Genomic DNA, 20514 nt, shown 5'->3' on the forward strand with positions numbered 1-20514 from the left:
CGATATATCTTATAAAAAAGACTATAAACAAACGACGAATTGGTCGAGTTTGTTTATAGTCTAAAATTTGTATGTAATGATAAAGGGCTGACCATTTATTGGAAAGCCCCTTATATGTTGTTGGTTTTGACTCATCTAGTGTAAGCGGAAAATGGGTCTGTTAACATTAGTTATAGGCATACAAAAGCATTTTTGCTCCTGCGATTACTAGTCGCAGAACACGCCTTACTAATGAAGAAATACATTAGAATGCTAAATGCTTTTCAATATAGGCTTTAACCTCAACAATCGGCATACGTGTTTGTTCCATTGAGTCGCGGTGGCGAACGGTTACTTGACCGTCTTCAATTGAATCAAAATCGAATGTGATACAGAATGGTGTACCGATTTCGTCTTGACGACGGTAGCGTTTACCAATTGATTGTGATTCATCATAATCGACTGGGAATGCTTTACGTAATTCTGCCCATACTTCTGTAGCTTGTTCTGATAATTTTTTAGAAAGTGGCAATACAGCTGCTTTAAATGGTGCTAATGCAGGGTGTAAGTGAAGTACAGTACGTGTATCTCCGCCTTCCAATTCTTCTTCATCATATGCATCACATAAGAATGCTAAAGTAACACGGTCAGCACCAAGAGAAGGTTCGATACAATATGGTACATAACGTTCGTTTGAAATTGGGTCAATATAAGTGAAATCTTCACCTGAATGTTCCATATGGCGTTTTAAGTCGAAATCTGTACGAGAAGCGACACCCCATAGTTCGCCCCAACCGAATGGGAATTTAAATTCGATATCAGTTGTAGCATTTGAATAGTGAGAAAGTTCTTCCTCTTCGTGATCGCGAAGACGCATAGAATCTTCATTCATGCTTAAATTTAATAACCAGTTTTTACAGAATTCTTTCCAGTAGGCATGCCATTCAAGTTCTGTACCTGGTTTGCAGAAGAATTCAAGTTCCATTTGTTCAAATTCACGTGTACGGAAAGTAAAGTTACCAGGAGTAATTTCGTTACGGAATGATTTACCGATTTGAGCAATACCAAATGGAGTACGTTTACGCATAGAACGTTGAACGTTTTTAAAGTTAACGAAAATACCTTGTGCAGTTTCTGGGCGTAAGAAAATTTCGTTTGTTGATTCTTCTGTAACACCTTGGAATGTTTTGAACATAAGGTTAAATTGACGGATTTCAGTAAAATCTTGTTCACCACAATCAGGACAGTGAACATCATATTGTTTTAACACTTCTGCCATTTTGTCAAAAGGCATACCATCTACGATAATTTCTTCACCTTTAGCAAGAGCAGCTTCCTCGATTAATTTATCTGCACGGTGACGAGATTTACAATGTTTACAATCAATCATAGGGTCGTTGAAGTTACCAACGTGACCTGATGCTACCCAAGTTTTTGGATTCATTAAAATTGCTGCATCAAGACCTACATTATATTGTGATTCTTGTACGAATTTTTGCCACCATGCTTTTTTTACATTGTTTTTAAGTTCAACACCTAGAGGACCGTAATCCCAAGTGTTTGCTAAACCTCCATAAATTTCTGAACCAGGGAAGACAAAGCCACGATGTTTGGCTAAGCTTACGATGTTTTCCATTGTTTTTACCATAGATAATCCCTCCAATAAATAATAAAGCACCCGTCTCCGGGCACAAATTTGTACCCGGGGACGAGTGCTATTGACCCGCGGTTCCACCCCGATTGATTACTAAAGTAATCCACTTTCAAAAAATTAGCTCCAGGTTGCCTTTTTCTGATTTCGCGTAGACTTTCACCATCTCTACTCGCTTTAAGATGAAATCATACTTATTGACCGTTCATCGCCTATATGTTTTGTTGCCATTGTAACATGCGATTCTTTTCTTCGCAATATATTCGAAAATAGTATATAATTATTGGGGAATGAGTATAACACTTTTTGAGGCGGTGAGTCCAATAGAACTCAACAAACGTCAGGAAGAGATCTTAGAAATTGTCAAGGATAATGGCCCTATAACAGGGGAACAAATAGCTGAGCGTCTTTCACTGACTAGAGCGACACTTAGACCAGATTTAGCCATTTTAACAATGGCAGGTTTTTTGGATGCTAGACCGCGTGTTGGTTATTTTTACTCTGGTAAAAAGACAAACCAAGCTGTTGTCGATAGCATGACGAACATGAAAGTGAAAGACTTCCAATCGATTCCGGTTGTAGTTTCTGAGAATGTTTCTGTATATGATGCCATTTGTCAAATGTTTTTAGAAGATGTGGGTACATTATTTGTTGTAGATCATAATTCTTATTTGACTGGTGTGCTTTCAAGAAAAGATTTACTTCGAACAAGTATAGGCAGTCAGGATTTAAATCATATTCCCGTACATATAATCATGACGAGGATGCCGAATATTGCGTTTTGTTTTAAATCAGATGGTTTAATACAGGCGGCACATAAGCTCATTGAAAGGCAAATAGATGCATTACCTGTCGTAATCGAACATCCAGATGGCTTAGAGGTCATAGGTCGTTTGACAAAAACAAATATTACACGAGCGTTTTTATCGCTTGCTGAAAATCATGATTTGTGAGGTGATGCTTCCATGAATAATATATCCGTTTTTATCATTTCAGATTCTGTGGGAGAAACTGGTGATCTAGTTGCAAAAGCAGCTATAAGTCAATTTAGACCAGGTATGCAGGATACTAAAATTCAACGCTTTCCCCACGTAGAAAGTAAAGAACAATTAACCGAAATTGTTCATCTTGCAGTTGAACAGGATGCAATTATTGTTTACACATTAGTAAAAGAAGTAATGCGTGATTTTATACGCAATATATGCCTTGAAAAGGAAATCCCAGCAGTTGATTTAATGGGGCCAATTATGAGAATGCTTGGCGAAACGCTACAAGTTGAACCTTTGGAAGAACCAGGTTTGGTCCGTAAATTAGATGATGACTATTTCCAAAAAATAGAGGCAATAGAATTCGCAGTTAAATATGATGATGGTCGTGATCCAAGGGGATTACTAAAAGCAGATATCGTATTGATTGGTGTATCTCGTACTTCTAAAACGCCACTTTCACAATTTTTAGCGCATAAAAGATATAAGGTTGCAAATGTGCCGCTTGTTCCAGAAGTTGAGCCACCGGAAGAATTATTCCTAGTAGATCCAGCCAAATGTTTTGGTCTTGTGATCTCTCCTGAAAAACTTAATAGCATAAGGAAAGAACGATTACTTGCGTTAGGTTTAGATGATGGAGCTAACTATGCGAAACTGGAGCGTATTAATGAGGAAATAATACATTTTAAAAGTGTAGTTGATCGAATCGGTTGTCAAGTTATTGATGTAACCAATAAGGCTGTTGAGGAAACGGCCAATGATATTATCCATCGTATTCAATCATCACATCAATGATATGAATAATAACCCTCCTTCTCGGGGAGGTTTTTTTTCGTTTTATCAAAAAAATATCAAAAAAGAGATAGAATTTTCAGATGAAATGTTTTATAATAAAAAATTGTGGTAAAAATAATTACAAGGATTTTGCCCATAATAACTTAAATAAAAATTTTTGTCGAAAAATGAAGGACTTTATAGTAATTATCTCGAATTCAGTTATTAGCAAAAAAAGATGGTGATGGAATGGCGCAAAAGATACCTGAAGAGATTATTGAACAAATACGTTCAAAAGCGGATATTGTTGACGTTGTCGGCGACTATGTGCAGTTGACAAAACGTGGAAGAAACTATTTTGGATTATGTCCGTTTCACGGGGAGCAAACGCCTTCTTTTTCTGTATCAACAGATAAACAAATATTCCATTGCTTTGGCTGCGGTGCTGGAGGAAGTGCCATTACATTTTTAATGGACATTGAGAATATTTCTTTCCAAGAGGCTACGGCTAAACTTGGTGAACGAGTAGGCATCCATGTCGAAGTTTCATCAACACCTGACCATCATACGCATACTGCTTCCCCCGAAGAAGGGCGTATGATAGATGCCCATGCTTTTGCTGCTGAATATTATCAGCATTTGCTATTAAATACTGAAGAAGGCGAGCAAGGGCTTAACTATTTGCTACAAAGAGGATTTACAAAAGAGGAAATCGAAACTAATGGTATTGGGTATTCTTTACCTCATTGGGATTCGTTAACTCAACTTTTAACACGAAAAGGCTTTCGTTTAGAAGAAATGGAACAGTGCGGATTAATTATAAAGCGAGAGGACGGTTCAGGTTATTTTGACCGTTTCAGAGGCCGTGTAATGTTTCCAATTCGTGATGAACAAGGCAGGATTATTGCGTTCTCTGGTCGTATTTTGGATAGTGGTGGTGAAGATGCTAAGTATTTGAACAGTCCAGAGTCTCAAATTTTCCATAAGGGGCAAGTTCTATATAACTTGGATCAAGCTAGACCTATTATACGAAAAGAACGTAATGTTGTGTTATTTGAAGGTTTTATGGATGTGCTCTCTGCAAAAAGAGCAGGTGTCTTTAACGGCGTTGCAACAATGGGGACAGCCCTTACGATGCAACATATGACAAAGTTAAAGCGTCTTACTGATCATATAATTGTTTGCTATGATGGCGATAAAGCTGGATGGGAAGCTGCAAAAAAAGCTGCAGAAATTTTACATGCAGAAAGAATTAACGTTGAGGTTGCAGTGCTACCAACAGGTTTAGATCCAGATGAATATATACAGCAATTTGGTCCAGAAGCTTTTAAAGAGAAAGTAATAAGTGAACCTCAAAGCTACGTCGCATTTATGTTGATGTATGTGAGACGTAACAAGAACTTTCAATATCAAAACGATATATTGCAATATGTTGATGAAGCTTTGAGCTATTTAGTTGAAGGAATTTCACTCATTGAAAAAGAATTATATATCAAACAGATTTCAATGGATACGAATATTTCTGAAGAAACTTTACAACTGCAATTACGTCAAAAGGAAGCACAGATCGCAAAAGGCTCAAAAAGAATTGAACAACAAGTGCTTCCAAAAACTGAGCAACTTACTCTTCAAAAGAAAAAAATCACAGCGACTGATCGTGCAGAAAGATTACTCTTAGCACATATGTTACACAACATTGACGTTGTAGATAGACTTCGCCAAGAAGAGAATGCAAATCCCTTTGTAAGGGATGATTATATGGCTATCTATATTCACCTTATTGGATTTTATGAAGATCATCAAAAGGCAGACTATCAGCGTTTTGCTGAAGTCATTGGTGATAGAGAGCTACGTAAAACCGTTATGGAAGCTGCACTTGTAGAGCGTGATCCGAATCATGCTGAAGAAGAAATTTCTGATTGCCTAAAACAATTGAAGAAATTTAGAATCGAACAACAAATACAAGACAAAAACCATGCATTAAAAGAAGCCGAAAAAATGCATGATTTGAGAAGTGCATTGCAGCTTTCTCAAGAAGTTATAGATTTAAGGAAATCATTATCAAAAGTGTAATTGGATAGTGATTGTTAGAAGGAGGAAACACCTGTGGCGGACAAGTCTAAACGTTCAAACGATGAAATAGAAGTAAAAGAATTAGAACATGAGCACACTTTAGAAGAAACAAAAAAATTCTTACTTGAAACAGGTAAGAAAAACGGTGAATTATCATACGCTGAAATTGCTGATAAACTGCAAACCTATGAAATGGAAGCTGATGCAGTAGAAGAATTCATCGAAAAACTTGAAACAAATGGTATCGAATTAGGTGGTAAAGATGGCGATGAAGAAAATTTAGATCGTCTACTTAAAGGTAAAGACCATGAAGAAACGTTTGACTTGAATGATTTAAGTGTTCCACCAGGCGTCAAAATCAATGACCCTGTTCGTATGTATCTAAAAGAAATTGGTCGAGTTGACTTATTAAGCGCACAAGAAGAAATCGCACTTGCTGAGCGTATTGAACAAGGTGATGATGAGGCTCGTAAACGATTAGCAGAAGCAAACTTACGTCTTGTAGTTAGTATCGCAAAACGCTACGTAGGTCGCGGTATGCTATTCCTCGATTTAATTCAAGAAGGTAATATGGGTCTAATTAAAGCAGTAGAAAAATTCGACTATCGAAAAGGGTTCAAATTCTCAACTTATGCAACTTGGTGGATTCGTCAGGCAATCACTCGTGCAATTGCTGACCAAGCTCGCACAATTCGTATACCGGTGCATATGGTTGAAACCATTAACAAATTAATTCGTGTTCAACGTCAATTACTTCAAGATTTAGGACGCGAACCATCACCTGAAGAAATTGGTGAAGAAATGGATTTAAGTCCAGAGAAAGTTCGCGAAATCTTAAAAATTGCTCAAGAACCTGTATCATTGGAGACACCAATTGGTGAAGAAGATGACTCACATTTAGGAGATTTTATTGAAGACTCAGAAGCACAATCACCATCAGATCACGCAGCTTACGAATTATTAAAAGAACAATTAGAAGATGTCTTAGATACACTTACGGATCGTGAAGAAAACGTTCTTCGCTTACGTTTCGGTTTAGATGATGGCCGTACTCGTACTCTTGAAGAAGTGGGTAAAGTATTCGGTGTAACAAGAGAACGAATTCGTCAAATTGAAGCGAAGGCTCTGAGAAAATTGCGCCATCCTTCACGTAGTAAACGCTTAAAAGACTTTTTAGAATAGGTCGAAGGACACTCCAAAAAGGGGTGTCTTTTTTATTTGAATAAGGTAAAATTATGGATGAAAATGGTTTCAAAAGCTGGAGGTATTTAAATGAACAGTCAAAAGAAAGAAATCATCCTAAATGAAATCTTATTCTGGAAAAAAAATAAACTATTACCTGAACATTATTGTGATTTTTTAACAACATTATATTCTCAAGGTGAAGAAATAAAGGATTACACAAGTTTAGAGGTAAGCGCATCAAAGTCAATATTAGCAGATAGTTCAAAAAAGAATAAATTGAAAATAATCATTTCATCTATTGTTACAGCTGTTTTATTGATCACACTATTTATTTTGAAAGCACCATTTGTTTTTATTCCTGTCGTTTTAAGTATTAGTGCCATTATTGGTCTACTATTCTTTCTTTTTAAATATACACCGAATAAAACAATTATAAATACCTTTGCTTATGCTACTTTAGCATTATTAGTGTTAGGTGTCTCTATTAAACTAGTAAATCTATTTTCTGACAAAAATACTGTGCTACTTTATAGTGTTCTTCTAGGAAATTGTATATTATGGTTGATTTCGGGTAACTTATTAAAGTTAATTTATTTTAAAATTTCGGGAATAATCGGTTTAATCATTATTATTATTTATATGCTATTTTATTAAGGTTTAAAAAAAAATACATAGAAGGAGTTTTTAAAAGAAATTTTTGAACAATTAATTAAAACAGGAATAATGATATTGCTTTTGAAGAAACTTAAGATAAAGCAGGTGAATTTTTAGTAAGGTAATATTGAAAAAAAGATTGAGTTACAAAAGGAGTTCATATACTAGGTCTGTTTCAATTGTGATACTGTAATTTGAAAGTGCTTACATTAGTATATTAAGTAAGCGATATGGGTTGATATAAATTGTTAAAAATACCTTATCATTAAAAATTGGTAATTTAAAGGCGAAATGTGTATTATTATGTCGGATTTGTCAAATTTGTCACAAACATACGAAAACTTGTTTAGAAAGTCTTTTCGTTTTAGCGGTTATGAAGTACAATATTAAGTGTTGAACTGATTCTATTTATAGGAATAGATTGAACTTATTAGGGAGGGTAATTGATGAAAAAGAATCCGATTATTCCGTATATTCTAATTATGGCTTTTGGTCTAGGTTTAATTTTCTTCATGTCTATTGACGGAGCAGATAAAAAAGCCGAAATCGCAAAAGGCGGAAAAGAAGCGAAAACTGAACAAACTGCTGGTAAAGGCGAAACAGCTGGTGCAGCAGATCCAGAAGCAATCGCTAAAACAAAATGTATCTCTTGTCATGGAGATAACCTAAAAGGAAATGTAGGTCCAAACTTACATGGTACAGGTTTATCAGAAGCAGAAGTAAAAGATATTCTTACAAAAGGTAAAGGTAGCGGTATGCCACCTGGACTTGTTACAGGTGCAGAACTAGACGCTATGGCTAAATACATCTCTGGATTAAAATAATTTAATTCTTAAATATTCTCCTAACCCTTATCCTCTAGTGGATAAGGGTTTTTTATGTCTGAAACTTATCACTTTCCTATGAAAAGGAGCAATTTTCCGTTACAATACTACAAGAAGGAGGGCTATTACTTGAATGCTCAAAAATTATCAAAACGACTTGAAAAAGTAGCTTCATTTGTACCACAAAATGCAATTGTTGCTGATATCGGAAGTGATCACGCGTATTTACCATGTTATTTAGTTTTAAACAACCTTGTCACAAGTGCAATTGCTGGTGAAGTTGTAAAAGGCCCTTATGAATCAGCATGTCATGAAGTACAAAAAGAAGGTTTACAAGAGAAAATTACAGTACGTCTAGCGGATGGTTTACAAGCAATAGAACAAGACGATCATGTAACAGCAATAACAATTGCAGGAATGGGCGGACCTTTAATAGCATCTATTTTGGAAAAAGACGTCGATCGATTAATAAGTGTCAAACGACTAATTCTTCAACCGAATATACATGCCGTTGCCATTCGAGAATGGGCTGTACGTCGCAATTGGAAAATCATTGAAGAAGAAATAGTAAAAGAAGATGACAAAATCTATGAGATATTAGTTCTTGAAAAGGGAGAAGAGTCACTTTCGGAACAACAGCTTCTACTTGGTCCAGTTTTAATGCAACAACAAAATGCAGTCTTCAAAGAAAAGTGGAATCGAGAAATCCAACAATGGCAACATGTATTAACGGCGCTAGAAAAAGCGGAACAAACGGATGACATTATCAAAAAAACACAAGAGCTGCAACAACGTATTGAAATGGTGAAGGAGGTCTTATAACGATGAAGCAAACAAATGGACAACAAATTATTCAGATTTTTGAGTCCTGGTCTCCAAAGAAAATTGCAGCAAAGGATGGGGATCCTATTGGTTTAGCAATTGGCACATTAAATAAACCTGTTTCAAACGTTTTAGTCACTTTAGATGTAAATGAAGCCGTTGTGGATGAAGCAATAGAAAATGGCTGCGAATTAATTATTGCTCATCATCCCCCAATCTTTAGAAAATTAGCGAATATACGTACAGACCTACCAAAGGGAAAACTCATCGAAAAATGTATAAAAAATGATATCGCTGTTTATGCAGCACATACAAATCTAGACGTTGCAGAGGGGGGAGTAAATGACCTTCTAGCGGATGCATTGCAACTAAAAAATTGCGAAGTACTTGTACCTACATTTGCAGAGAAAATGTATAAACTTGCCGTTTATGTTCCTGTAGATCATGCAGAAATGTTACGCCAAGCATTGGCCGGTGCTGGTGCTGGTCAAATAGGAGACTATGATTCATGCAGTTATACCGTTACTGGAGAAGGAAGATATAGAGCTTTAGATGGAGCACATCCTTTTTTGGGCGAAGTTGGAAAACTACATACAGAGCCTGAAGTGAAAATAGAAGTGGTTGTTGCTGAATCAAGCAAAAACAAAGTCTTACGTGCAATGTTAAATCATCATCCATATGAAGAACCTGCATACGATTTATTTGTTTTAGAAACCCCTGCAAAAGAAATGGGATTAGGAAGAATCGGTACAGTGGCTACAATGTCTCTAAAAGAATTTGCTGAACATGTGAAGAAGACATTAAATGTACCAAAAGTAAGAGTTGTTGGGGATTTGAATTCAATGATTAAAAAAGTTGCAGTTCTTGGTGGTGATGGGAACAAATATATCTATGATGCAAAAAGAGCAGGCGCTGATGTATTTGTAACAGGAGATATGTATTTCCATGTGGCCCAAGATGCTGAAAGCTTAGGATTACATATAGTAGATCCAGGTCATCATGTTGAAAGTGTGATGAAAGTAGGTGTCGTAGAGAAAATGACTAAACTTTGTGCACATCATAAAGTGGAATGTGTATTTATTCCTTCGAAACTTTCAACAGAACCATTCCAATTCATTTGATATTCTTTATATGCTGCCATAAAGATGTCAGAAAAAAGAGCTTCTATTGAGTCCAAAATAACTTAATAGAAGCTCTTTTCTGCCACCAAAATAATCATCTTCTTAGCAGATTAAGAAGATGTAAGGAACTTATTATTTTTGGGATATATTATAAGGTAAGATTTTCTCAACAGGTGCAGGTTGCTTTATCTTAGGTAAAATTTTATCTAAAGTTACTGTACGAGATAAATCATGAGTTGCTGGATCATTTGGATCATATTGTTCTAAGAATTTGATAACCTCTTTTACAATTGGAGTTGGAGTAGAAGCACCGGCAGTTACACCTACTTTTTTAACTCCCTCAAGCCATTCTAATTTAAGTTCGGATAAATCTGCAATACGATAAGACTTCGTATGGGCAATCTCTTCAGATACTTGTGTTAAACGATTAGAGTTATTACTTTTGGGATCACCAACAACAATCAGTAAATCTGCATCACCCGCTTGTTTTGCAACGGCTTCTTGACGAACTTGAGTGGCTAAGCAAATTTCTTTATGAACTTCAATATTTGGGTATTTTTCTTTTAAACGATCCATTAAATGAGCAACGTCCCATTGGCTCATCGTTGTTTGATTGGTCACAAGAATTTTATCTCGTTCTAATTGTAATTGATCGATATCTTCAACACTTTGAACTAAAAAAACATGACCTGGAGCAACACCAATAGCACCTTCTGGTTCAGGATGCCCTTTTTTTCCGATATAAATAATATCGTAGCCATGGGCTGATTTTTCTTTTATTAAGTCATGAGTAACTGTTACATCAGGACATGTTGCGTCGATAGCAATCAATCCTTTTTTTCGTGCTAATTCTCGAACTTCGGGAGAAACACCATGAGCAGTGAAAATGACTGTACCTTTATCTACTTTATCTAAAATTTCTAAGCGGTTTTTTCCGTCTAATGTGATGATGCCATCTTGTTCGAATGCATCGGTTACGTGTTTATTGTGAACAATCATACCAAGAATATAAATTGGTCTTGGTAGTGTTTTGTCTAAGGCTGCATTACGTGCGATGACCATAGCATCAACAACGCCATAGCAGTAACCTCGTGGTGTGATTTTAATGACTTCCATGATTCGAACTCCTTTCAATGCTCGCTACGTATTATTATAACGGACTCAGGTTTTGAATACAAAACAATCGTTTAGATCGTTATAGTGGAGGTTGGAAAATACGAGGTTTAGATGGGCGACTTTGTTGTGTAAATTGAGGTTGTTGCTGCTGTTGTTGTTGCATAGTCTGTCTATTTCTACCAAATTTAAATTTTATAGGTCCTCTAGGTGAACCTTCATTATTTGAAACGGGACCAGCAGGATCTCCCGCTGTATTAGCATTTGGTATTGATTGGAATCCTTTATACAGTCTATATAAAGCAGGGAGATTTTGGAACATCGGTGAAATTTGCTTCACCATGGGAGTGAATTTTTGTGCAGTATTAAATAACTGATCAGCTGTATTTAAGTATTGTTCTAATTTTGCAAATCCACCAAGTGAGTTTGCAGCACCTGCTGCAGTATTTGCAGCTCCTGCAGCATTTGCTACACCTGCAGCATTACCAGCTGCTTGTGCTGCTCTTGCAGCACCACCAAAACCTGCATCTCTTGCCAGCGCTCTTGCCGAATTTGCTGCGTTTCCTGCAGCACCTGCAACTCTTCCTGCATTGTTAAAATTATTTACACCTCTTGCAAATGCTTGAGCAACGCCTCCAAAATTGCCTGGGTTTCTAGGAATAGCTTGAGCACCACCTGCAAAATTGCCAATCCCTCTAGGGAAAGGTTGGGGACTACCAGGAAAATTGCCAAATCCCCCTGGTGAAGGGAATGGCATGGGTCTCATCATTTGTTGCATAGGATATGGATTGAAATTTCTTTGAAAAGAATTACCATATGGGAAATAGGATGGGTAAACCATAAAATTCTCCTTTCATTTTGTAAAGATCAACCAATAAAACAAAATGGAAAAATCGCCACAGCAATTGACGAATGTTCTATTAATAGATATCATATGCAAATGGTCTACTTAATGTACGAATCGTGATACAATGATTGAAGTAAGTTAGGAGGGACAATTTATGTCCAAATATACAGATTATAATTTTCAGCCTTTTTTACGAGAGGCTATCCAAAATTTAGGTTTTACAGAACCAACCCCAATTCAAAAGGAAATGATTCCACTTATATTGAAAGGGAAAAGTGCAATTGGTCAAGCGCATACCGGAACAGGGAAGACACATAGTTTTTTAATTCCAATTGTTGAGCGTATTCGCCAAGACAAACAAGAGGTACAAGCTGTAATCACTGCACCAACTCGTGAATTAGCGACACAAATTAATGCTGAGCTACACAAATTAATCGATGAAACAGAAATCCAAGCAAAATTATTTATCGGAGGTACGGATAAAAAGCGCTCTATCGAGAAACTAAAAACACAACCTCAAATTGTCGTTGGTACACCTGGTCGAATTCGTGATTTAGTGAACGAACAAGCGTTACTTGTGCACACTGCTACAATACTAGTTATTGATGAAGCAGATCTTGCCTTCGATATGGGCTTTATTGAAGATATCGATCAATTTGCATCTCAAATGCCAGATACACTCGAAATGTATGTTTTCTCTGCAACAGTACCAGAAAGCTTACAACCTTTCTTGAAAAAATACATGGAATCACCTGTTCATATTCATATGGATGATAAGAAACCAGTTGCAGAAAACTTAGATTTTTATTTAATTCCGACTCGTAGTAAATCGAAAAATAGTAAGCTGTTAGAAGTAATGGATGCCATTAATCCATATTTAGCGATCATCTTTACGAATACTCGTAAACAGGCAGAATATGTAGCAAATTTTCTTGCTAATAATGGACATCGAGTAGGGCAAATTCATGGGGATTTATCTCCTCGTGATCGTAAGAAAATGATGAAACAAATTCGTGACCTTGAATTTCAATATATTGTCGCTACTGATTTAGCTGCTCGAGGAATCGATATACCAGGCGTTAGTCATGTTATTAACTATGAATTACCTCAGGATTTAGAATTCTTTATCCACCGTGTTGGTCGAACAGCACGTGCAGGGAACAAAGGACTTGCCATTACTATATTCGAACCATCTGATGAAGATGCAATCGCACGCGTTGAAAAAATGGGCATTCCATTTGTTCAAAAGGATATCAAAAATGGCGAAATTGTCGAAATGAAAGAACGTCATGCACGACAAAATCGTGAGAAAAAAGTAGATGAAATTGACCAAATCGCAAAGGCTCGTGTTCGTAAACCGAAAAAAGTAAAACCTGGCTATAAACGAAACATGCGCTGGGAAATGGACAAGATTAAGAAAAAAGAAAGACGTAAACGTAATCGTCAACGCTAGAAAGGGGATTTACGAACATGTTAATAGGTTCTCATGTATCTATGAGTGGGAAAAAAATGCTGCTTGCTTCAAGTGAAGAAGCAGCTTCCTATGGTGCCTCCACATTTATGATCTATACAGGTGCTCCTCAAAATACCCGTCGAAAACCGATTGAAGATTTGAATATAGAAGCTGGTTTAGCACATATGAAAGAGCATGGTTTATCGAATATCGTTGTGCATGCTCCCTATATCATAAACATTGCCAATACAACAAAACCTGAAGTTTTCGCTCTTGGAGTAGATTTCTTACAAAAAGAAATTGAAAGAACAGCTGCAATTGGTGCGACACAAATCGTATTACATCCAGGTGCCCATGTTGGTGCTGGTGCGGATGTAGGGATTGCGAAAATTATTGAAGGGTTAAATGAAGTCTTATCTGCTGATTACCCAGTTCAAATCGCTTTAGAAACAATGGCAGGTAAAGGATCAGAATGTGGTCGTACATTCGAAGAGTTAGCTAAAATTATAGATGGTGTTACAAATAATGATCGCCTATCTGTATGTTATGATACTTGCCATACACATGATGCTGGTTATGATATTATCCATGATTTTGATGGAGTTTTAGAGCATTTTGATAAAGTTATTGGTGTTGAACGTATTAAAGTACTACATATCAATGATAGTAAAAATGTATGTGGAGCAGCAAAAGACCGTCACGAAAATATTGGCTTTGGTCATATTGGTTTTGAGGCTCTAAATCGAATCGTACATCATGAAGCTTTTACAGGAATTCCGAAAATCCTTGAAACACCATGGGTTGGAACAGATGCAAAAAACAAAAAAGCACCATATGCATACGAAATTGAAATGTTCCGTTCTGAGAAATTTATGCCTGAAAAAATCGAAGCATTACGGGGAGAATAAGAATTATTTGATATGCCCATCTCATTTACTCATAAAGAGTAAATGAGATGGGCTATTTTTCTCTTTTAGAGATAACAACAGAAGGATAAATTTTGATAGTATAAACGCAAAGATGCTTGAATATTCATTCTTTTTTACGAAAATAAAATTGTATATTTAAGGATATAATGACATAATTGACGAAATAAGCTTCATCATTTCGACTGGAATTTGAGGGGGATAAATGGGGTGTATGGATCAATGAAAAAGCTTTGGTATGGTGGAACAATTTATACAATGGAACAAGAAAATGAAACGGTTGAGGCCGTTCTCGTAGAAGATGAAAAAATCATTGCAATTGGACACTATGACGAATTAATAAGACAAGCAGACGAGCAAATCAATTTACATGGTGCGACAATGTATCCAGGATTTGTGGATAGTCATCTCCATATGATTTTTCAAGGGGAAAAATTGATTTGGCTTGATTTATCAACAGCAAATTCTGCTGAAGAAATGCTAGAAATGGTAAATGAAGCATCGAAGTCAATACCAAATGATCAATGGTTATTTGCTGATGGGTGGAATGAAAATAACTTTGCGGATAAACGAATTCCTACTGTGGCCGAGCTTGATGCCATTCGTAAGGAACCAATTTTATTGAAAAGAGTGTGTCATCATGTTGTGTTGTGTAATACAGCTGCCCTAGAAGCAGGTGGAATATCTGAAAAAAGTGAATCACCAGCAGGGGGAGAAATTGGAAGAGGGAAAGACGGTAAATTAAATGGTCTGTTATATGATAATGCAGCTGACCTTGTTACCGCAGCTATCCAAAGAGAAGGAGAAGCATATATTGATACGCTTACAGCTGAACTTAATAGTGCTGTCAATCAAATGTTGTCACTAGGATTAACAGGTGGTCACACTGAGGATATGCATTATTTTGGAGAATATATCAATCCTCTGACGGCCTTTCGACGTGTAATTGGCGAAAATCATCATTTTAGAGTGAATTTATTGCGTCATCATGCTGTTTTCAAAGATATGATGGAGGCAAATGTTGAGTTCGATGAGCCCTTTATTGAACCTGGCGCAATGAAAATTTTTACGGATGGTTCATTAGGTGGTTCTACAGCGGCACTTTCAAAACCCTATGCAGATAATCTTAAGAAGTACGGTCTGTTTATTCATACAGATGAAGAAATGGAAAATCTTGTAAAACTTGCGCGTAAATTCAATGAAGTCATTGCTGTACATATGATTGGTGATGCAGGAGCAGCACAAATCTTGCAGGTTATCGAAAAATATCCAGCACCAAGAGGTAAGAGAGATCGCTTAATCCACGCGTCAGTTTTACGTGAAGATTTGATTGAAAGGATCGTAAAATTACCTGTTGTTGTAGATGCCCAACCAGCATTTGTATCATCAGATTTTCCATGGATTATAGAGCGTCTCGGTGAGGATCGATTAGACTATGTCTATCCTTGGAAAACACTATTAAATTGTAATGTTATGTGTGCAGCGGGAACGGATGCACCAATTGAAAACATCAACCCACTCTCCACAATTTACGCAGCAGTAGAACGTAAAAAGCCACATACAACAGGAGAAGGTTATGTACCAGAACAAAAAGTGACTCGTTATGAAGCCATTCGAATGTATACAGTTGGAAGTGCACAAGCAATTGGGAAAGAACACGAGCGTGGCTTGATCAAGCCAGGATATGATGCAGACTTTTCAATTTTTGACCGAGATCTTTTTAAAGGGTCATCAGAAGATATGCTTAAAGCAAAGGCAGTAAAAACGGTTGTAGCAGGACGCGTAGTATTTGAACGTGCGAATGTTTAACTAAACATAAATAGGATAGAAAAGACTTAGTAGACAAAAGTTTGCTAAGTCTTTTTTATTAAAACGAGGATATTTATTAGATAGTTTTTGTTGGAATTTAACACAAGAAATAGACAATAACCTTTGTAATTAAGAAAGAAAATCTTCGTTAATATTTAATTAAACATTCAAAATAGTACAGATTAAAATATTAAAAAACGGGGGCATGAGATATGTATAATGGTAAAGAGTATTTAGAAAGTTTGAATGATGGACGAGTTATCTATTTAAATGGCGAAAAAATCAAAAACGTAGTGGAACATCCAGCATATAGAAATTCAGCACGCTCAATTTCAAGACTCTATGATGCACTTCATGACCCAGAAAAATCGAATATATTAACGGTTGACTCCGAATTTGGATTTCGTACCCATAAGTTTTTTAAAGCTTCAAGGAGTATAGAAGAATTACTGGGTGCACGTGATGCGATGGCAGAATGGGCAAGATTAAGCTATGGTTTTATGGGAAGAACACCTGATTATAAAGCAGCTTTTACAGGTTCACTCGGACCATTTGCAGATTTTTATGAAGGATTTGAAGACAATGCTCGTAGATGGTATCGTAAAGCGCAAGAAGAATTACCATTCTGTAACCATACGATCGTCAATCCACAATTAGATCGCCACAAACCTTTACATGAAAACAAAGAAGTATTTGTTCGAGCAGTTGCAGAAAAAGATAATGGGATTATTGTAAGCGGTGCTAAAATGGTCGGTACTTCAGCAGCTTTAACACATTATAATTTTGTTGCAAATTATTCACCACAAGATTTAGGAAATGGTGATAAAAGTCACGCATTGATATTCTTTGTACCGATGAATGCGCCTGGTTTAAAAGTGATTAGTCGACAATCTTACGAAGAAATGGCAGTAAAATCAGGTACACCATTCGATTACCCTTTATCAAGTCGATTTGATGAAAATGATGCAGTTATAGTGCTTGATAACGTATTTATTCCATGGGAAGATGTATTGGCGTATAAAAATGTTGAAATCGCAAATGGTTTTCGTCCAAAAACAGGTTGGGTAAACAGATATACATTCCAAGGTTGTACACGATTTGCGGTAAAACTTGATTTTATGGTGGGATTGTTATTAAAAGCAACTGAATTAGCTGGTACAGATACGTTCCGTGGCGTTCAAGCTAGTATTGGTGAAGTAATTTCTTACAGGAATATGTTCTGGGCCATTTCAACTGCAATGGCAACACAACCTGAACAGGCTCCAAATGGATATTTACTTCCAAATTCAACTTATGCAACAGCGTATCGTACATTTGCACCTATTGTATGGCCTAAAATTAAGCAAATTTTCGAGCAAGTAGTAGCAGGAGGACTTATTCAGCTACCTTCAAGTTCAAAAGATTTTTTAAATCCAGAACTTCGCCCGTATTTAGACCAATATTATAAAGGATCAGGTGGTGCAAGTGCTGAAGAACGTGTCAAAGTTTTAAAATTAGTTTGGGATGCGATAGGAACTGAGTTTGGTGGCAGAAATGAATTATACGAAATTAACTACGCTGGTAACCAAGATGGAATCAGATTAGATGCGTTGAAAATGGCTGACGTATCCGGTCAAACTGCAGCATATAAACGTTTTGTTGATCAAGCATTAAGTGATTATGATTTAGAAGGATGGACAAATAACACTTGGATCAATAATTATTCTGTTGAAAAATTGCCACTATAAATAAATTAATAGTAAGTTTAAACAAACATCAACATTATGTAAAAAAGCCCGATTAGTTTCTATTAACTTTTCGGGTTTTTTTGTTCTTATTGTTAAATATGGTAAAATACTATTAGAAAATTCTGTATTTAAGGAGTTGACTTAATGAGTAGTTCATTTTCATGGTTAAAAGAATTTTCGGATGAAGAAGGACGAATTATTTTAGAGGATGAACGAATGATTGTGACATCATCCATTATTTTTGGCATCTTAAGAAAAGATTTAATCGAAAATATCTCAAAAGAACGTATGAAAGGATTTCTGACTCGTTATGGATGGAATCTGGGGAAAAGCGATGCAAAAAAAGCGATGAGAAAGCAATATACTACTCTTGAAGAATTACTAAGTCAAGGACCTCAAATGCACTTGTTAAGAGGCTTTACACGAGCGCAACGCACGAAGCTAAACATTGGCTATTCAAATGATTTTAATGTAGAAACAATTCATGTAGAAGGAAGATGGATCGCTTCTTATGAAGCGGAAGAACATGTAACACAGTTTGGTCTAGCAGATTTACCTGTTTGCTATACATTAATTGGATATGCAAGTGGTTATTATTCTACTATTTGTAACAAAAAGGTTTTATTTAAAGAGGTTAATTGTATAGCAAAAGGCGACCGTGAATGCACCTATATAGGCAAAACATTGGAGCAGTGGGGAGACGCAATTTTGAACGAGCTTCCATATTTCGAAGAGGAAACAATTGTTCAAGAGTTACATTCCACCTACGATCAACTATTAGATGAGCGTAATTATTTATCAAAAGCGATTTCAATACATAATCGGTTAACAAATGAATTGGTTATAGAAGGGGAATTACAGTCTATTGCCAATATTGTTTATGAAGAACTGAATTTACCAATGATCATCGAAGATAATTTTGGCAATATTTTAAAAACAGCTGGTGTTTCTACTACTTTTATGAAATCTGACTATTTGGAGATTTCCAAGGATTTACACGAAAGACAAAGTCGATTTGGATTATCTAATCAGGTAATTAAAGTTAAAGGGGAATTTTTCTACTGTCTTTGTATTCCCATTATTATTAAACAACAGTCTTATGGTAATTGCCTATTAATATATGAAAATGGACAAGACATTTCCAAAATTGATCAAATGATCTTAGAAAATGCTGCTACAGTTTGTTCCATCTATTTACTGAACGAAAAAAATACATTTGAAGCAAGTGAACGCGTAAAGGGATATTTTCTCAATCAAATTCTAGATTGCAACTATTCGAATGAGCATGAAATTATTCAAAAAGGTAATTTTATTCAAATGAATTTAAAACTTCCTTATTACATTATTGTTCTTTCTTTTAGAAGTAAGCAATATGACATTGAGGAGGAACTTATTCTAACTGAGCAAATTTTAGAAGAAGTGATTCAATTTACAAAGGCAATAAATAATATTTTAATCGGGAAAAGAGAAGACAAAATCGTATTATTCATACAAGAAAATCCAATTACTGTTTTGAAATCTCAGTGTAATAAGCTTTTAAACTATTTGACTAAACATTTTAGTAATCATTATTTTTTTATGGGTATTAGTTCTAAAGGAGTTAACCTGGATAGAGCATATATTCATCTTGATGAAGCGATGTTATCATCACAAATAACAAATTTGAATGAACCTCTTGTCCTTTTCGATGAACTTGGGATTGTCGGTTTAATGCTTCATAGTAATAATAAGGATATGATTAAAATCAAAGCAAAGCAGATGCTAGGACAACTAGTACATAAAAATAAATTGAAAAGTGAGCTCTTATATACTTTGTATATATTTCTACAAAATGGTGGAAATTTAGAAAATACAAGGATGCAATTATCATTGTCAATGAGTGGTTTACGTTATCGATTGGAGAAAATAGAATTATTAGTTGGACATGATATACGAGATCCCAATATAAATTATCAACTGTTATTAAGTCTGCAAGTATTAATGGCAAGTGGAGATCTTTCAATATAGAAAGGTATTTTCTAAATTTTAGTTGAAAGTAGGGGTAACTGAATGGAACTAAACTTTTATACAAATCAATGTCAACATTTAATTGAAAATTATGAATTAACAGAAGAACAATTAAGATTTACAGGAATACCAAGAGAGTGTATTAAATTATGTGAGAAAGATCCCGATCGTTTCTCTATTTTAGCGATTGATAATGATCAACTCGTAACATTTTTTAATCTTCATAGAAATGAGGGTGTCAAACCATATAGTCAAAATGGACATGCCATCCTATTACGTGCATTTTCAACGGATGCTAGACATCAAGGTAAAGGGTATGCCAAAAGGGCTTTGAAGCTGTTGCCTCAGTTTGTAAATAAGGAATTTCCATATGTAGATGAAATTGTACTAGCTGTGAATATTGCCAATAGTGCAGCACAATCTTTATACAAGAAGTGCGGATATATGGATAAGGGAGTACGAAAGATGGGCGAAAAAGGTGAATTGATTGTGATGAGTCATTATTTATAAATTCATATGGAGATTAAGAATATAAAACAAATTATAGCATTAGGTAGTAGTGA

General features: G+C 35.7%; 17 protein-coding genes. 14 read left to right on the forward strand and 3 right to left on the reverse strand.

The genetic code is table 11. From position 1 onward, the window contains the following. Positions 1-244: 244 nt before the first annotated feature. On the reverse strand, positions 245-1627 hold the full coding sequence (locus CEF14_RS02060; protein ID WP_102691311.1) for a glycine--tRNA ligase: 1383 nt from the start codon (positions 1625-1627) through the stop codon (positions 245-247). Between the two features lie 317 nt (positions 1628-1944). Between CEF14_RS02060 and CEF14_RS02065 the strand changes: the two genes are divergently transcribed. The 8 genes from CEF14_RS02065 (at position 1945) to CEF14_RS02100 (ending at position 10069) form a co-directional block, all read left to right on the forward strand. Next, the gene (locus CEF14_RS02065; protein ID WP_102694261.1) at positions 1945-2583 is read left to right on the forward strand and encodes a helix-turn-helix transcriptional regulator; all 639 of its coding nucleotides are present in this window, start codon (positions 1945-1947) and stop codon (positions 2581-2583) included. Between the two features lie 12 nt (positions 2584-2595). Beyond that, the gene (locus CEF14_RS02070; protein WP_102691312.1) at positions 2596-3411 is read left to right on the forward strand and encodes a pyruvate, water dikinase regulatory protein; all 816 of its coding nucleotides are present in this window, start codon (positions 2596-2598) and stop codon (positions 3409-3411) included. Between the two features lie 228 nt (positions 3412-3639). Continuing rightward, entirely contained in the window at positions 3640-5463 is a 1824-nt protein-coding gene (gene dnaG / locus CEF14_RS02075) for a DNA primase (protein WP_102691313.1), read from the forward strand. Between the two features lie 33 nt (positions 5464-5496). After that, positions 5497-6645, forward strand: a complete 1149-nt coding sequence (gene rpoD, locus CEF14_RS02080; RefSeq protein WP_102691314.1) for an RNA polymerase sigma factor RpoD — start codon at positions 5497-5499, stop codon at positions 6643-6645. Between the two features lie 90 nt (positions 6646-6735). Beyond that, the gene (locus CEF14_RS02085; RefSeq protein ID WP_102691315.1) at positions 6736-7302 is read left to right on the forward strand and encodes a hypothetical protein; all 567 of its coding nucleotides are present in this window, start codon (positions 6736-6738) and stop codon (positions 7300-7302) included. A 446-nt stretch (positions 7303-7748) separates the two neighbouring features. Further along, entirely contained in the window at positions 7749-8126 is a 378-nt protein-coding gene (gene cccA / locus CEF14_RS02090; RefSeq protein ID WP_102691316.1) for a cytochrome c550, read from the forward strand. A 129-nt stretch (positions 8127-8255) separates the two neighbouring features. Beyond that, complete coding sequence (locus CEF14_RS02095) at positions 8256-8948, forward strand: tRNA (adenine(22)-N(1))-methyltransferase (protein ID WP_102691317.1); 693 nt, start codon at positions 8256-8258, stop codon at positions 8946-8948. A 2-nt stretch (positions 8949-8950) separates the two neighbouring features. Beyond that, complete coding sequence (locus tag CEF14_RS02100; protein ID WP_102691318.1) at positions 8951-10069, forward strand: Nif3-like dinuclear metal center hexameric protein; 1119 nt, start codon at positions 8951-8953, stop codon at positions 10067-10069. 132 nt (positions 10070-10201) lie between these two features. Here CEF14_RS02100 and CEF14_RS02105 read toward each other — a convergent pair whose 3' ends face one another. Together CEF14_RS02105 and vrrA are read right to left on the reverse strand one after the other, a co-directional pair. Next, complete coding sequence (locus tag CEF14_RS02105) at positions 10202-11185, reverse strand: 4-hydroxy-3-methylbut-2-enyl diphosphate reductase (protein WP_102691319.1); 984 nt, start codon at positions 11183-11185, stop codon at positions 10202-10204. A 79-nt stretch (positions 11186-11264) separates the two neighbouring features. Further along, positions 11265-12023 carry a VrrA/YqfQ family protein gene (vrrA, locus tag CEF14_RS02110; protein WP_102691320.1) on the reverse strand — a complete coding sequence of 253 codons (759 nt, stop codon included), beginning with the start codon at positions 12021-12023 and terminating at the stop codon, positions 11265-11267. A 160-nt stretch (positions 12024-12183) separates the two neighbouring features. Between vrrA and CEF14_RS02115 the strand changes: the two genes are divergently transcribed. The 6 genes from CEF14_RS02115 to CEF14_RS02140 all read left to right on the forward strand — a co-directional run bounded on the left by CEF14_RS02115 (position 12184) and on the right by CEF14_RS02140 (position 20461). After that, on the forward strand, positions 12184-13482 hold the full coding sequence (locus CEF14_RS02115) for a DEAD/DEAH box helicase (protein ID WP_102691321.1): 1299 nt from the start codon (positions 12184-12186) through the stop codon (positions 13480-13482). Between the two features lie 17 nt (positions 13483-13499). Further along, positions 13500-14390 carry a deoxyribonuclease IV gene (locus CEF14_RS02120; RefSeq protein WP_102691322.1) on the forward strand — a complete coding sequence of 297 codons (891 nt, stop codon included), beginning with the start codon at positions 13500-13502 and terminating at the stop codon, positions 14388-14390. 228 nt (positions 14391-14618) lie between these two features. Then, on the forward strand, positions 14619-16217 hold the full coding sequence (locus CEF14_RS02125) for an amidohydrolase (RefSeq protein WP_322788375.1): 1599 nt from the start codon (positions 14619-14621) through the stop codon (positions 16215-16217). A gap of 212 nt (positions 16218-16429) precedes the next feature. After that, positions 16430-17944 (forward strand): 4-hydroxyphenylacetate 3-hydroxylase family protein, encoded by a 1515-nt coding sequence (locus CEF14_RS02130; RefSeq protein ID WP_102691323.1) that lies wholly within the window; start codon positions 16430-16432, stop codon positions 17942-17944. A 144-nt stretch (positions 17945-18088) separates the two neighbouring features. Beyond that, the gene (locus tag CEF14_RS02135) at positions 18089-19951 is read left to right on the forward strand and encodes a XylR N-terminal domain-containing protein (RefSeq protein ID WP_102691324.1); all 1863 of its coding nucleotides are present in this window, start codon (positions 18089-18091) and stop codon (positions 19949-19951) included. 42 nt (positions 19952-19993) lie between these two features. Next, positions 19994-20461 carry a GNAT family N-acetyltransferase gene (locus CEF14_RS02140; RefSeq protein WP_102691325.1) on the forward strand — a complete coding sequence of 156 codons (468 nt, stop codon included), beginning with the start codon at positions 19994-19996 and terminating at the stop codon, positions 20459-20461. Positions 20462-20514 lie beyond the last annotated feature (53 nt).

It is taken from the genome of Rummeliibacillus pycnus, from assembly GCF_002884495.1.
Taxonomy (GTDB): domain Bacteria; phylum Bacillota; class Bacilli; order Bacillales_A; family Planococcaceae; genus Rummeliibacillus; species Rummeliibacillus pycnus.